Origin of the sequence: Halomonas sp. McH1-25 (assembly GCF_022348165.1) — a bacterium.
GTDB lineage: Bacteria > Pseudomonadota > Gammaproteobacteria > Pseudomonadales > Halomonadaceae > Modicisalibacter.
Genome location: NZ_JAKRFI010000004.1, coordinates 1 through 13,008 on the forward strand (window position 1 = coordinate 1; position 13,008 = coordinate 13,008).

11 protein-coding genes are annotated in these 13,008 nt (G+C 55.2%); 1 reads left to right on the forward strand and 10 read right to left on the reverse strand.

What is annotated here, in order from left to right:
- Positions 1 to 320: 320 nt before the first annotated feature.
- The 8 genes from MHM84_RS11625 to MHM84_RS11660 form a co-directional block, all read right to left on the reverse strand.
- Positions 321 to 1,349 carry a TRAP transporter substrate-binding protein gene (locus MHM84_RS11625; protein WP_239266287.1) on the reverse strand — a complete coding sequence of 343 codons (1,029 nt, stop codon included), beginning with the start codon at positions 1,347 to 1,349 and terminating at the stop codon, positions 321 to 323.
- A 10-nt stretch (positions 1,350 to 1,359) separates the two neighbouring features.
- Complete coding sequence (locus MHM84_RS11630; protein ID WP_239266290.1) at positions 1,360 to 2,133, reverse strand: FCD domain-containing protein; 774 nt, start codon at positions 2,131 to 2,133, stop codon at positions 1,360 to 1,362.
- Positions 2,134 to 2,307: 174 nt separating this feature from the next.
- A complete protein-coding gene (gene rfbD, locus MHM84_RS11635; RefSeq protein ID WP_239266292.1) occupies positions 2,308 to 3,216 on the reverse strand; it encodes a dTDP-4-dehydrorhamnose reductase in 909 nt (302 codons plus the stop codon).
- Positions 3,213 to 3,758, reverse strand: a complete 546-nt coding sequence (gene rfbC, locus MHM84_RS11640; RefSeq protein WP_239266294.1) for a dTDP-4-dehydrorhamnose 3,5-epimerase — start codon at positions 3,756 to 3,758, stop codon at positions 3,213 to 3,215. Before rfbC ends, rfbD begins: the two co-directional genes overlap by 4 nt.
- Positions 3,755 to 4,642 (reverse strand): glucose-1-phosphate thymidylyltransferase RfbA, encoded by an 888-nt coding sequence (gene rfbA, locus MHM84_RS11645; RefSeq protein ID WP_239266297.1) that lies wholly within the window; start codon positions 4,640 to 4,642, stop codon positions 3,755 to 3,757. Before rfbA ends, rfbC begins: the two co-directional genes overlap by 4 nt.
- 17 nt (positions 4,643 to 4,659) lie before the next feature.
- Positions 4,660 to 5,733, reverse strand: coding sequence for a dTDP-glucose 4,6-dehydratase (gene rfbB, locus MHM84_RS11650; protein WP_239266299.1), 1,074 nt, complete (start codon positions 5,731 to 5,733; stop codon positions 4,660 to 4,662).
- A 115-nt stretch (positions 5,734 to 5,848) separates the two neighbouring features.
- On the reverse strand, positions 5,849 to 6,787 hold the full coding sequence (locus tag MHM84_RS11655) for a glycosyltransferase family 2 protein (protein ID WP_239266301.1): 939 nt from the start codon (positions 6,785 to 6,787) through the stop codon (positions 5,849 to 5,851).
- A 2-nt stretch (positions 6,788 to 6,789) separates the two neighbouring features.
- Complete coding sequence (locus tag MHM84_RS11660) at positions 6,790 to 7,146, reverse strand: GtrA family protein (RefSeq protein WP_239266303.1); 357 nt, start codon at positions 7,144 to 7,146, stop codon at positions 6,790 to 6,792.
- A 138-nt stretch (positions 7,147 to 7,284) separates the two neighbouring features.
- Between MHM84_RS11660 and MHM84_RS11665 the strand changes: the two genes are divergently transcribed.
- A complete protein-coding gene (locus MHM84_RS11665) occupies positions 7,285 to 8,676 on the forward strand; it encodes a hypothetical protein (protein ID WP_239266306.1) in 1,392 nt (463 codons plus the stop codon).
- A gap of 52 nt (positions 8,677 to 8,728) precedes the next feature.
- Here the strand turns inward: MHM84_RS11665 and MHM84_RS21450 are convergent, their stop codons facing one another.
- A complete protein-coding gene (locus MHM84_RS21450; RefSeq protein ID WP_275445752.1) occupies positions 8,729 to 10,411 on the reverse strand; it encodes a trypsin-like serine protease in 1,683 nt (560 codons plus the stop codon).
- Positions 10,412 to 10,641: 230 nt separating this feature from the next.
- Positions 10,642 to 12,873, reverse strand: a complete 2,232-nt coding sequence (locus tag MHM84_RS11680; protein ID WP_239266308.1) for a hypothetical protein — start codon at positions 12,871 to 12,873, stop codon at positions 10,642 to 10,644.
- Between the last annotated feature and the right edge of the window lie 135 nt (positions 12,874 to 13,008).

The following is a 13,008-nucleotide window of genomic DNA, read 5'->3' on the forward strand; positions in this document are numbered from 1 at the left end:
CCATGGCGACGAACACCAGCCAGGCGGCGCCGCGGGCGCACCACACCACGCCGCGGTCGAAGGTGCTGCGCACCGGATCGGGGACCGTGGAGGTCTCGCCGGAGGTCGGGCCGGCAATTTCGTCCTCATGCGTCACGGGGGCGGCATCTCGACGATGGGGATCTCGGGACATGGGTTTATCCTCTACATCAAAAACCAGGAAGCCCAGCAAGGCTTCCCGGTGAGGTCTGACAGTAGGTGACGAAGCCGCTCACGACGGCCCCGGCACCGGACGATCCGCAATCTTCAAGACGCCGGATCGAAGAACTGAGCGTCGCGAATCACTCGCTCTGCATCAGGTTGTGGTTTTCCAGGTACTGGACCACGGAGTCGTAGAACTCCTGGGTGATGTCGTTCTTCTCGGCCCAGACCGCCCACTCTTCCTTGGCGATGTTGCGGAACTTGGCGCGCTCTTCAGGCGGCAGGTCGATGATCTCGATATCCGGGTTCTGGCGCGCTTCGCGAACCGCTTCCATGTCACGCGTCTTCAACTCGGCGACCATTTCATAGGCCAGGGCATCGACGGAGGTGGACAGAATCGCCTTGAGGTCGTCGGGCAGGCCTTGCCAGATTTCGTTGTTGATCGACACCGCCACCATCGGCAGCGAGTGGAAGCCCGGATACAGCGGATACGGCGCAAAGTCATGCAGACCCTGGGCCTGGTTGGTGGCGAACACGGTGTAGTCGGCCGCGTCGATCACGCCCTTCTCGAGGCCGGTGTACACCTCGGAGCCCGGCAGGTTGACCGGCGTGGCGCCCGCCTTCTCGAAGATGTTGTAGACCATGCCTTCCGGTGCACGCAGCTTGAGACCCTGCATGTCCTCGACGGAACGCACCGGCTTGGTGGACGGCAGCGATTCCAGGCCGGTCGCCGCAGCGCCGATCAGGTGCAGGCCATAGGGCTCGACCAGCTTGTTGTAAAGCTCCTCACCACCGGCGTTGTTCATGTAATCGAGGAAGTCGTAAGGGTCGCTCCATGCGCCAACCAGGTTACCGATCATGCCGAACGCCGGGTTCTGGCCGGTGAAATAGCTGGGGTCGGTCAGGTGGCCCTGGAGAATGCCCGACTTGACGGCCTGCAGGGTCTGGTTGGCCTGGACCACCGCGCCTACCGGCAGGATCTCGATGGCAATGCGACCGCCGGACATCTGCTCGACGTTCTCGGCCCATTCCTTCTTCATTTCGAACTGCGGCTCACCGGAGGTTTCCGAAGTCTGGAAGGTCCACTCGTATTCGGCTGCCTGAGCGTTGAAAGCCAGGGCACCGAGTACGGCAGCGGTGAGCGTCTTGAGCGGAGTGCGTGACATCATGAGCGTTTCCTTAACCAATTGTTGTCTGGTCTTCGAGGATGGGAAGTGCACGGATCAGGTCTTCGAGACCCAGATCCCGTCCGGTGCGTTCGAGCACCGCCAGCGCCGCTGCCGCGGCCTGTTCGGGTTGCCGCAGACGGATGGCCTCCATCACACGGCGATGACGTTCCATGCTGTCGTTGAGCTCGTGCGCGCTGTGGTTGGACTTCTCGACCAACAGGGCGATTGCCGGCTTGAGTACATGGCTGATCTGTGCCCAGACCAGATTATGCGAAGCGGCAAACACGGCTTCATGGAATGCCACGTCATATTCGTCGTGGGTACGGCCCTTCCAGCGTAGATCGTCTCGTTCGAGAGCGTGAACCATGCCTTCATAGGCCGTCTCGATGGCCAACAGGTCCGCCGCCGTGGCGTACTCTGCCGCCAGACGGGCGACGAAGGGTTCGACAGCGACACGGAAGGCGAAGATTTCGCGCTGAATGCGCGGATTGGGCTGGGCGAACTTGGCCATCCAGGCACTGACCTGAGGATCGAGCAGATGCCAGTTGGCCAGTTCGCATACGCGGGATCCCTGGCCCGAAATGCGCTTGATCAGGCCTGCCGTCACTAGCGTCTGCAGAGCGCTGCGCACCGTGCTGCGGCTGACGCCGAACTGGTCGCACAGATCGAGCTCCTTGGGCACGAAGTCACCCGGCCCGTACTCCCCGCCGAAAATGGCTTCAGCCAGGTACTCGGCAATGTCGGGCCGAGCGGTGCGGCTCGGTGTCGTTGCGGCGTGGCTCATGCGACGTTGCCCTGCTCCTTGTAGGACGAAACATATGCTATGTCGGACATAGCATCGAACAAACGCACATGAATTGCCTTTAGACGTTAGTCAAAGAGCAATATGATCCACAACGAAAAACGGCGATGGAAAACAACCATCGCCGTTGGCACTGAATCGCGACCAGGGTGCAGTCTATGTCGCCTGCATGGTGCGCAAGCATTCGCCTAGCGCCGTCCTCCACTCTGGTAGAGTGATGCCAAAGGTCGTTTCCAGACGCTGCGTGGACAGGCGTGAATTGAAAGGTCGCGGCGCCGCCTGGGGATACTCGTGAGAAGCGATGGGCTCGACGTCGGGGACTTGGTCGTCCGTCAACAACCCCAATGCGACCGCCTCCGAGAACACCGCCTCTGCAAAGCCATGCCAACTCACCGCGCCGCGTGAGGTCAGATGATAGGTTCCCGCCAGGCCTGGTGCCCAGCCCTCGCGCTGCCAGGCGTGAAGCGCCATTGCCGTGACATCCGCGATCGTCGCCGCCCAGGTCGGAGCGCCGATTTGGTCGTCAATGACACGCAGATGATCGCGTTCCCGAGCGAGTTTCAGCATTGTGCGTACAAAGTTATGCCCGTGCGAGGCATAGACCCAGCTGGTACGCAAAATCAGCGCCTTGGCGCCGCTGGTGAGAATCGCTTGCTCACCGACCAGCTTTGTCTTGCCATACACGGACTGCGGCCCGGTGGCGTCCTTTTCGGTGAAAGGCCGATCGCCGTGACCGGCAAAAACGTAGTCGGTGGAGTAATGAACCAACACGATATTGCGCGCCCGGCAGGCATGCGCCAGCTCAGCCACCGCCTCGCCATTGATGCGCCGAGCCAGCTCCGGCTCACTCTCCGCCTTGTCCACCGCTGTGTAAGCGGCAGCATTGATGACCACTTGCGGCGAATGCTCGGCCAACACCGCGTCGATGCTTCCAGGGACAGACAGATCACAGGCATCGCGCCCCAATGCGACGCCCCGCCCCAAGGGCATCAGCGCACGCCGAAGCTCGCGCCCGACCTGCCCCGAGGCGCCGAGAACCAACCAGGTCAAGGGAGACTCGCTCATTCGAACACCTCGGCTTGTCGAAATGCCGTGCCGGCGCGGTCCTTGTCAGAGAGCGCCAGCGCCTCGACCTCCGGCCACTTGATTCCTAGGTCGGGGTCATCGAAGCGGATACTTCGCTCGGAGGCCGGATGATAGTAATCCGTGGTCTTGTAAAGGAAGTCGGCGCTTTCCGACAGCACCATGAAACCATGCCCAAACCCTTCGGGCACCCAAAGTTGCCGACTATTCTCCGCCGAAAGCATCATCCCCACCCACTTGCCAAAGGTCGGGGAACTACGCCGCAAGTCGACGGCGACGTCGTATACGACCCCCTGGGTAACGCGCACGAGCTTGCCCTGGGGATGCTCGAGCTGATAATGCAGCCCCCTCAGTACCCCCCGTCGCGAGCGTGAGTGGTTATCCTGCACGAAGGCCCGGCGGCAGCCGGTCACCTCTTCGAACACGCGCTGATTGAAACTTTCCATGAAGAACCCGCGGGCGTCCCCGAAGACTTTCGGTTCGAGGATCAAGACCTCAGGTATCGATGTCTCGATAACATTCACAGCAACTTCTCCCAGTCACTGACCAGACGTTGAAGGTACTGACCGTAGCCGCTCTTGGCCAGCGGCGACGCCAGGCGCAACAGCTGTTCGTCATCGATCCATCCTTGACGCCAAGCGGCCTCTTCGGGCGCACAGATCTTCAGACCCTGGCGATGTTCGATGGTAGCGATGAATGTGGAAGCCTCCATCAGGGATTCGTGCGTTCCCGTGTCCAGCCAGGCGAAACCGCGCCCCATCATCTCCACGGAAAGATCGCCCCGCTCGAGATACAAGCGGTTGATGTCGGTGATTTCCAGTTCCCCCCGGGAGGAAGGCTTCAAACCGCGGGCAAAATCCACCACATCCTTATCATAGAAATACAGCCCGGTGACGGCGTAGGGCGACTTTGGCCGCTTGGGCTTTTCTTCCAATGACGTCGCGCGCCCGTCACTATCGAAATCCACGACACCGTAGCGCTCCGGATCATGGACGTGATAAGCGAAGACACTTGCCCCCTGTGTCTTGGCCATGGCACTCCCCATCAAGGCTTCCAGATGGTGGCCATAAAAAATATTGTCTCCCAGAATCAGGGTACTTGGCTGACCGGCCAGGAAGGACTCGCCGATAATGAACGCCTGGGCCAGGCCATCGGGAGAGGGCTGCACGGCGTATTCCAGACGCATGCCCCACTGAGAGCCGTCACCCAGCAACTGCTGGAATCGCGGCGTATCCTGGGGGGTGGAAATGATCAATATCTCATCGATACCGGCCTGCATCAGGGTCGCCAATGGATAATAGATCATCGGCTTGTCGTGCACGGGCAACAACTGCTTGGAAACGGCCAATGTCACGGGATGCAGCCGCGTGCCGGAGCCACCGGCGAGGATTATGCCTTTACGTTTCATGAAGCTCGGTCCTTGTCTTATTCGTGCCTTCCGTACTGCCTTGCGGTCCACTCACGATAGGCGCCGCTAGTGACTCCCTCGATCCAGGCGTGGTTGTCCAGATACCATTGCACGGTCTTGCGCAAGCCACTCTCGAAGGTCTCGCGGGGGCGCCAGCCCAGCTCGCGTTCGATCTTGCCGGCATCGATCGCGTAGCGAACATCGTGCCCCGGGCGGTCCTGAACGAAAGTGATCAGGTCCGCATAGCGTGCCACGCCCTGCGGGCGCTCGGGCGCCAGTTCCTCGAGCAGCGCACAGACACGCTCGACGACATCCAGGTTGCGATGTTCGTTATGACCGCCAATATTGTACGTTTCTCCCACCCGGCCATTTTCCAGTACGGTGACCAATGCGCGAGCATGGTCTTCCACGTACAGCCAATCGCGGATCTGGCTGCCATTGCCATAGACGGGCAGCGGCTTGCCGGCACGCGCATTGAGGATCATCAGCGGGATGAGCTTTTCAGGAAAATGGTACGGCCCGTAGTTGTTCGAGCAGTTGGTCACCAGCACGGGTAGGCCAAAGGTGCGCTGCCAGGCCCGCACCAAGTGATCGGACCCCGCCTTGCTGGCGGAATAGGGCGAGCTGGGCGCATAGGGGGTCTGTTCGGTAAACAGTCCCTCGGGCCCGTCCAGGTCGCCATACACCTCGTCGGTGGACACATGGTGAAAGCGGAACGCCTCGCGCCGAGGCATATCCAGCGCCTCGTAATAGGCGCGTGCCGCCTCGAGCAGTACGCCGGTGCCGACCAGGTTGGTCTGGATGAAATCCGCCGGCCCATGGATGGAGCGGTCCACGTGAGACTCGGCCGCCAGATGCATGACCGCGCCGGGCCGGTGACGCTCGAACACCTCATTCAGGGCGTCGGCATCGCAGATGTCGACCTGCTCGAAGGCGTAGCGATCGCTCTGCACGGCATCGCCCAGCGATGCCAGGTTGCCCGCATAGGTCAGCTTGTCGAGGTTGACGACACTATGCGTAGTGTCGCCAATCACATGGCGAATCACCGCCGAGCCGATAAAACCGGCGCCACCCGTGACCAGTATCTTCATTGCCTTGTCCGTTGCAAAAAACCGGACATAGTCTACGTTTTTGCCGCCTATGGAGAAAGGCAGCCTTTAACGCTTTTCTCCTCGGAGTGGCCTAGGCTCTCCAGCCTACGAATGCTCATTTCATAATTGCCTTATTTTTAATGATCTTACTGACTATATACCGGGGCCGGCGCTTGCTTTCGATATAAATACGGCCTATATACTCTCCCAGCACACCGATACCGATAAGCTGAATACCACCCAAGAACAAGACAGCGGTCATTAGCGATGGGTAGCCCGGCACAGGGTTACCCCATAACAATTTATCTACTATCATCCAAAGAGCATACAATAATGACAACAATGCTACACCAAACCCTAAATACGTCCAAACTCGTAATGGAAAAGTGCTAAATGAAGTAATACCCTCAAGCGCCAGATTCCACAACTTCCATCCATTAAACTTTGTTTCACCTGCCACTCTCTCGGCCCGAACATACTCTACCACTTCTGTTTTGAAACCAACCCAAGACAGCACCCCTTTCATAAACAATTTGCGCTCAGGCATAGTTAAAATGGCATTTACTACCTGTCGCGACATTAACCGGAAGTCACCAACATTTTCTTCAATTCGCGGTTCGCTTATCTTATTATGCAATCGGTAAAACAGCTCAGCCGACCGTCTTTTAAAGTAGCTATCAATCTTACGGTCGACGCGCTTTGCTAAAACGACTTCTGATCCAGCCTGCCAGCGCTCTATAAGTACGGGAATTATATCGATAGGGTCTTGCAAGTCGACGTCTATAGGTATTACAGCTTCTCCACTTGCATGTTCCAGGCCTGCAAACAAGGCCTGCTCTTTACCAAAGTTACGGGAAAACTCGACGACAACAAGTTTCTCATCCTGCTTCGCAAGCGTCTCGGAAACAGCACTCGTACCATCAACGGAGCCATCATTGACGATAACTATTTCCACCTCATAGTCACTCAAAGCCGTACTTTCACGCACAGCAGAATGAAACAATGGAAGGGTATCCTCCTCATTAAACACTGGCACGACCAGTGAGATCTTCATTTTCAGCTCCTAAAAACAATCCACTGGGAATAAACAAACCCCAACCCCAGACTAATAGCAGAAAAGGCAACCAATGTTGCAAGAGATGGCAAATCCACATAGTCAGCCAACTTGCCTACAGCCAAGCTCACTCCTCCCATGAAAGCCACAAAGACTAGGTAACGCTGGGAAGTCGCTCTAGCTTGAAACGTGTACCGAGCGTTGAAAAAAAAGGAGAAAGTAACCGCCACCCCAAACGCCACGAAATTGCTTATGGCCTGACTACGCCCGAAAAGCATGTGCAGAGCCAAAAAAATAGTCCAGTGTATTATGGTGTTGAGTACACCAATACCGATGTAGCGTGTCAAGCGTTGCAGCATGTACATTCCTGAAGCATACTTGGCGAGGCTCGCTATCCTAGCACAATCTAGAAATTTCTGATAGCTACCTTAGACCGTGCGTGTTCAATTTTTTACTGGATCACGCGAGTTCCTAACCATTGTTCAGAAGGTTTAAGAATGGCGTTACCAGCCCTAAGAAAAAGTGAGATCGTTACAGCAGGTATGATTTTCTCACTGTTTATTGCAGCCATCTCCAGTGATATTTACCTTATCAATACTGGCGATTACCACCGGGTGGTTTTCCCTTTTCTGGAAGACATTCCTTCTTTTCAGGAAGACTTGACGTTGCTTTACGATTTCAAGTCACCATTTCTGCCTCTTTCCGTATACAGCGATCTATACATAAGCTCATACTCATACATAGTCTACTTGCTAGCCGCCTTGGCTAGTGCTTTTACACAAACATTTGACTTGCGCCTATTTTCTATCATTTTCAAAGTAGCTTACGCATTTTCCTTTATACTTATCTTCAGAAGCCTATTAAATTACCAGCCATCAAGAATAGTTTACTTTGCCTTCATCCTTGCATGTACACCATTGTTGGCCTCCTCGAACCTAGCCTTCTTCGAATCATTCTACCAAGAGCAGCTGATACTTTATTGCTTGCCACTATTAATTTATTTTGCATTCACTGCAAATACCAACTTCTACAACTGGATATTAGCCACAGCACTGGCCCTTTTGATCGGCGCATGCAAGAGCCAGTTTTTCTATACCCCTACGCTGGTCTTACTGTTCGTTCCTTTTCTGTCCGAAAGGCATAAACGCATAAAGTTTTCTACAGGCCTTATTCTGGCACAAATAATATGTGTTTTTATTTTAATCAACTCGTCTTCCACAACCACGCCAAACCGTTACCATGCGACATATTTCGGGATCTATCTCTGGGAAAAACAACACAACCTACCTCTCCCCGACCACGTTAATAACGACTGTGTAGGCATCGATGTCTGGGGCAATAAATTCGATAAAGAGCAAGGTATGGTGCCTACTGACATAGGCCATGCTTGCTATCAATCGGTCAAACCTGACTTTAAAGATGTTATAACGGAAGTCATAAATCATCCTCAATTCCTCTTCACGCTCCCCTTCGATAAATCTGTAAAAACGCAGTTCGACACCAACTATTTTCATGTCGATAAGGATATTAAGATAATAAAGCACCCGAAAGGAAGCTTATTACACAACATAACACTAACCAAGGACTATCTATTCAAAGATACCAAGCTTATTATCTCCCCCTTCCTCATTTTCTGCATTGCTTGGCTAACCCGACGCAAAGACATTTCACTGGCAGCTATATTCACGTATCTATTTATGGTTAGCCAATTTTATATTTCTTTCCTCGGTGAAGGCTATCGAGACCTATCCAAACACCTTTTCGGGATGAACTTCGCCTTCGATATCATGCTTTTCTTCACTATCGCAAGCCTATGCATTTATGTGAAGCAAGGCTTTGAAAAATTAAAAGTCCGTAAACACTCTGACGCTATAGGCCCATCGCGTTGATTGTATCATCACTTTCACGCAACAAGCCCAGGCCAGCCTGGGCTTGTTCATGTTACAGCCAAGCCCAGTCATCAGCAGATACGATGACTCTTCCCTCCTCAGCCCCATATTCGAGAAAATGAGTCAGCGGATTGATGCCAGCTGATGCAACGTCTGGATTAGTAGCAAGGTAGGTCGATGTATCCATCCATGCGGAGGGGGCACGAGCCTCGAGAGAGCCGTAGGCCAAGTAATGCTCGTAGGCACACTCATATACGCCCTGCTCTATGGCGGCTTCGACATCAGGGTTGGTTTTACGGTACCAGAGCTCATCGAACAACACGTTGGGGTTGCGGCCTTCGGTGTCGCCGTATTGCCGATAATGCTGGTAACCACTGGAGTAATGGTTATTCACCACTGCTACAGCCACATCGGGATTCTGGTGCAGATAAAATGATTCATCGAAGCCGGACAGTGCTCCCGTCTCACGTCCCTCGGCAGCTCCATACAATTGGTAATGCTGATAGCCGCTAGAGAAGTCGCCGTGCATCACCGCTGATGCCACGTCGGGGTTCGAAATTAAATAAAAGTTTTCGTCAAAGCCTTCTTCCTTAGCCAATTCGGGAATTCGAACCAGCACCACGCGATCCTCGAAAGATAGCAGTTCGATATCCGACAGGGTATCAGTATCATCGGCGTTACTGATCACCACCAAGTCGCCATCGGCATTGCGAGACAAGTTGGCTTCGGCGTACTTGGCCTCGAAGCGTGCCACATCCACACCGCTGCCGCCCGCAAGGCGGTCGTCCCCCGCCCCGCCGAACAACCGGTCGTTACCGCCCGCGGCGTGCAACTCGTCGTTCCCCCCCTCGCCCAGCAGCAGATCGCGACCGCCGCCGCCCGACAGGGCCAGACCCTCGACGACCGCCAGCAGCGAGCTTCCCATCTCCGCCAGCCGATCATCGATCCACTCCTGGTAATGGCTGACCCGCTGCCAGGCACCCAATTCGCCGAAACTGCTATCGATCTTGTAGGTACTGTCCAGCTGCTGGCCGTCACTGCCCCGTAGGCTCGCCGCATAACTCGCCACCCCGGCCAACTTGCCGTCGACGAAGGCCGGCCCGCCGCTGTCGCCGGGGGCGATCATGCCTTCGACATCGCCCAGCCCGGTATCCTCGAGCCCCAGCAAATTGCCAAGCGTGTCGTAGCGCGAACCGCCGCTATCGAAATCGGCGATCAGTTGCGATCCTGGCGGTGTGTACCAGCCATTGCCCACCAGAGCGGCATTGACCGCGGTCCAGGTCGTTTCCAGCGTATTCTGCACGATCGAGCGTTGCTGACCGGCACCGCCGGTATGGCCCAAGCTTCCCAGCCCTGTGGCGCCGTAGCCCACCAGTGTCGCGACCTGCCCCAGCTCATCGGTTGTCCGATACAGCTCGTAGCGCGGAATGGACAAGGATACCGCCTCGTCCAACCATAAAATCGCCAGATCGTCGCGACAACCATTCGTGTCATAGCCCGGATGAATCCAGTACTCTTCGACCGATGCCCAATAGCGGCCGTCGACCCCATCGAATGCAACGCGTATCGTGCCGTAGTTATCGTCCACGACATGCGCCGCGGTGAGCACCGCGCGTCCGTTGGCGAGCAACGTGCCCGACCCCAAACTGCTGGTGGTCGACACCAGACCGACGCCGTCGTAACCGTCTCCCGGGCGGGAGACGTAGCGATCCGTATAACGAGTGACGGTACTCATACTATCCTCGACGACTCGCGTCGTGCTTTCATGGGCTTGATCTCAGTATGCTTAACGGCCCAGCGATGGCAATCCTGAATACCGCCATGAGAATTTGATTTGTGGGTGGAGGCAGCATCTCCCCCGTATGGCCTGCTACGATAGAAAAAACCCGGAGCAAAAGCTCCGGGTGGGTAAGGTTAGCGTCAAAAACGGATCAGACATACTAGCGATATGCGAGTTATATAAGATCAACCTGCCGGATTTGACGGATCAGCAATCGCCTCCTGCAAGCCCATCAGTTCGACAGCAAAATCATTATAAGAAACTCCAGTTTCATCGGATACATTGCCGCTGATATCGGTAGATTGGGTTTCGCTGTCAGCATACACGTAGGTGTTACCATTTAGCTCAAACGCCACGTACCCATTGTCATTCTCCGCTGAGACTGTAGCGGCGGAAGCAAACGCTGCGTCGATAGCCGTGCCTTCCGCAACGCTAATGCTCTTGACGTCACCCAACGCACCGATATCCAGCGTATCGTTGGTGGCGTCGAAGCCGGTGATAGTATCCATCTGCTCACCATCACTGCCGAAGATAGAAGCGTCCTCGACATTCAACGTATCGGCACCGCTTCCCAGCTGAATGTCTTCCTGGACGTAATCGGCACCGGTAAACTCCAGACCGCCATTCAATTCGGTAGCGTTGATATTGTCGAACTGACGCCCGGCTTCCACATAGGCGATAGCGCCACTACCCGCAAGGTTTAGAGTGCCACCAACCCCCGAGTCGTCTGCTGAGTCGTCATACACATTCAGGTCCAGCACTTCATTCTGCGCAGAAAAGGTACTAGCGACATTCACCGTCTGGCCTGCATCTCGCAAGATGAGCGGTGACCCTACCCCCTCGACGTCACCAGCCGTAGCGGTAATGGTCTGATCGCTCACATTGCTGATGCTGCCCCCCGAAGCAAAGATGAAGTTCTTCGTCCCTTCGAAATCCTGAGCATCGACTTCGACATACCCCTGGAAGGTGACAGTTTCGACATCGGTAACGTTAGCGCTCACAGTCTTACCACTATTGGCATCCTGTCCCTCAGAGTCCGTCACTTTGTCCACCGTCATGACGTCAGTGACTACCAACCTGTCATCACCAGCCCCACCATTAATGCTTACGCTTGGCGTACTGGTGTAGTCTGCCTCGTTGACGGTACCAAGCTCGTCGATAGTTAACCTATCATTGCCATTACCTGCCACTACGCTAGCTGCGGCATCCAGCACATTGTCTTTGACGTTCAGGCTGCCATCCATGTCCTGAGCACTGACAACAGCTCCTTCGGGGAGAGCGTTACCGCTCAGAGAAAGCGTTCCATCACCAGCGATCGTCAGGTTGTCCAGCCCTGCGGACGCCGACTCCCCCAATTCCAGTTGCGCATTGCTAGAAGCAATGATGGCCAACGAGGAAAGCATACCCGTAGGCGTGTAATCCCCATTTTCTTGCAGCTCTGTGTCCCCGTAGAGCAATACATTCGAGGAAGTGGCACCGGTAAATTCGATCTGGCTCGACGCCATGCCATTGAGGTTCAATGTCACGGAACTATCTTCAACGAGTATCTTCTTATCGCCGATACCATCGAGAATGACTTCCTGCCCGCGATCATCGAACCCAGCAAGACTAATCACTTGGTAGCTTTCAACATCCACCGCATCGTAATAAACGGAATGTGACTCTGCATCCAATTCCGCGGGGGTAATGGCGAAAACGGACTGATCAGGCGGAGTCGGCTCAGAAGGCTCTTCATCATCGCCTTCATCGACCGGCGGCGGAGTCGGATCAGACGGCTCCTCACTGTTGTTGTCTTCATCGGCCGGCGGCGAAGTCGGCTCAGACGGCTCTTCGTCGCCACCTACCGATACCGCTTCTTCGTCGGGGACTTCGGGTGCCACCAGGTTTTCTTCCTGGCCGTATTCCACAAAGTGCCCCAGCGGCGTCAAGCCAGCCTCGTCGAATGCAGCTTTCACATCATCAACCGAAGCATTGGCCCACTCATCCGCCGTCGCAGGATCCGCTTGCAAGCCGGCCAGTTTTCCCTCGTAGTAAGCAGACGCATCGAAATCGTTGGAAGGATTGATTCCCTCGCTTGCGCCGTACTGAAGATAATGCTCGTAGGCATCGCCTTGCCATGCTGCTTCGAAGGCTTCCCGCGCTTGCGTCACATTATCGTATTGGCCGCTATCCACCAGGCTTTGCGCCTTGGCCTGTACATACTGATCAGGATCGAAATAAGCGTTCGGCGTCAGGTTTTCCTGGTAGCCAAAGTTCAGGTAGTGCTCTTCTGGAGTCAATCCATAATCTTCGCTTAGCGCAGCTTCCAATGCTGCAATATCGCGTCCCTGCCACTCGGCGCTTGTTTCGGGATTTGTCTGTAGCGCTTCGAGCTTGGCGTTCAGGTAATATTCTTTATTAAAACCTTGCAGGGCCATCAGTACTCTCCTTTACCGTGGCGCAGCGTCGCTGCCTAACGTTGAAACGTGCAGGAAATATTTACTTGCACGTTTTAAATTCTCATGAACATCCCGTTCACAAAGGAGAGGCTAGCAGTTAAGAAAAGTCATAAA

Bases quoted from the DNA above. Each gene is read 5' to 3' on its own strand.
- MHM84_RS11625 (WP_239266287.1), bottom strand. From the start codon at position 1,349: ATGATGTCACGCACTCCGCTCAAGACGCTCACCGCTGCCGTACTCGGT.
- MHM84_RS21450 (WP_275445752.1), bottom strand. From the start codon at position 10,411: ATGAGTACCGTCACTCGTTATACGGATCGCTACGTCTCCCGCCCGGGA.
- MHM84_RS11655 (WP_239266301.1), bottom strand. From the start codon at position 6,787: ATGAAGATCTCACTGGTCGTGCCAGTGTTTAATGAGGAGGATACCCTT.
- MHM84_RS11660 (WP_239266303.1), bottom strand. From the start codon at position 7,146: ATGCTGCAACGCTTGACACGCTACATCGGTATTGGTGTACTCAACACC.
- MHM84_RS11630 (WP_239266290.1), bottom strand. From the start codon at position 2,133: ATGAGCCACGCCGCAACGACACCGAGCCGCACCGCTCGGCCCGACATT.
- MHM84_RS11665 (WP_239266306.1), top strand. From the start codon at position 7,285: ATGGCGTTACCAGCCCTAAGAAAAAGTGAGATCGTTACAGCAGGTATG.
- MHM84_RS11680 (WP_239266308.1), bottom strand. From the start codon at position 12,873: ATGGCCCTGCAAGGTTTTAATAAAGAATATTACCTGAACGCCAAGCTC.
- rfbB (WP_239266299.1), bottom strand. From the start codon at position 5,733: ATGAAGATACTGGTCACGGGTGGCGCCGGTTTTATCGGCTCGGCGGTG.
- rfbA (WP_239266297.1), bottom strand. From the start codon at position 4,642: ATGAAACGTAAAGGCATAATCCTCGCCGGTGGCTCCGGCACGCGGCTG.
- rfbD (WP_239266292.1), bottom strand. From the start codon at position 3,216: ATGAGCGAGTCTCCCTTGACCTGGTTGGTTCTCGGCGCCTCGGGGCAG.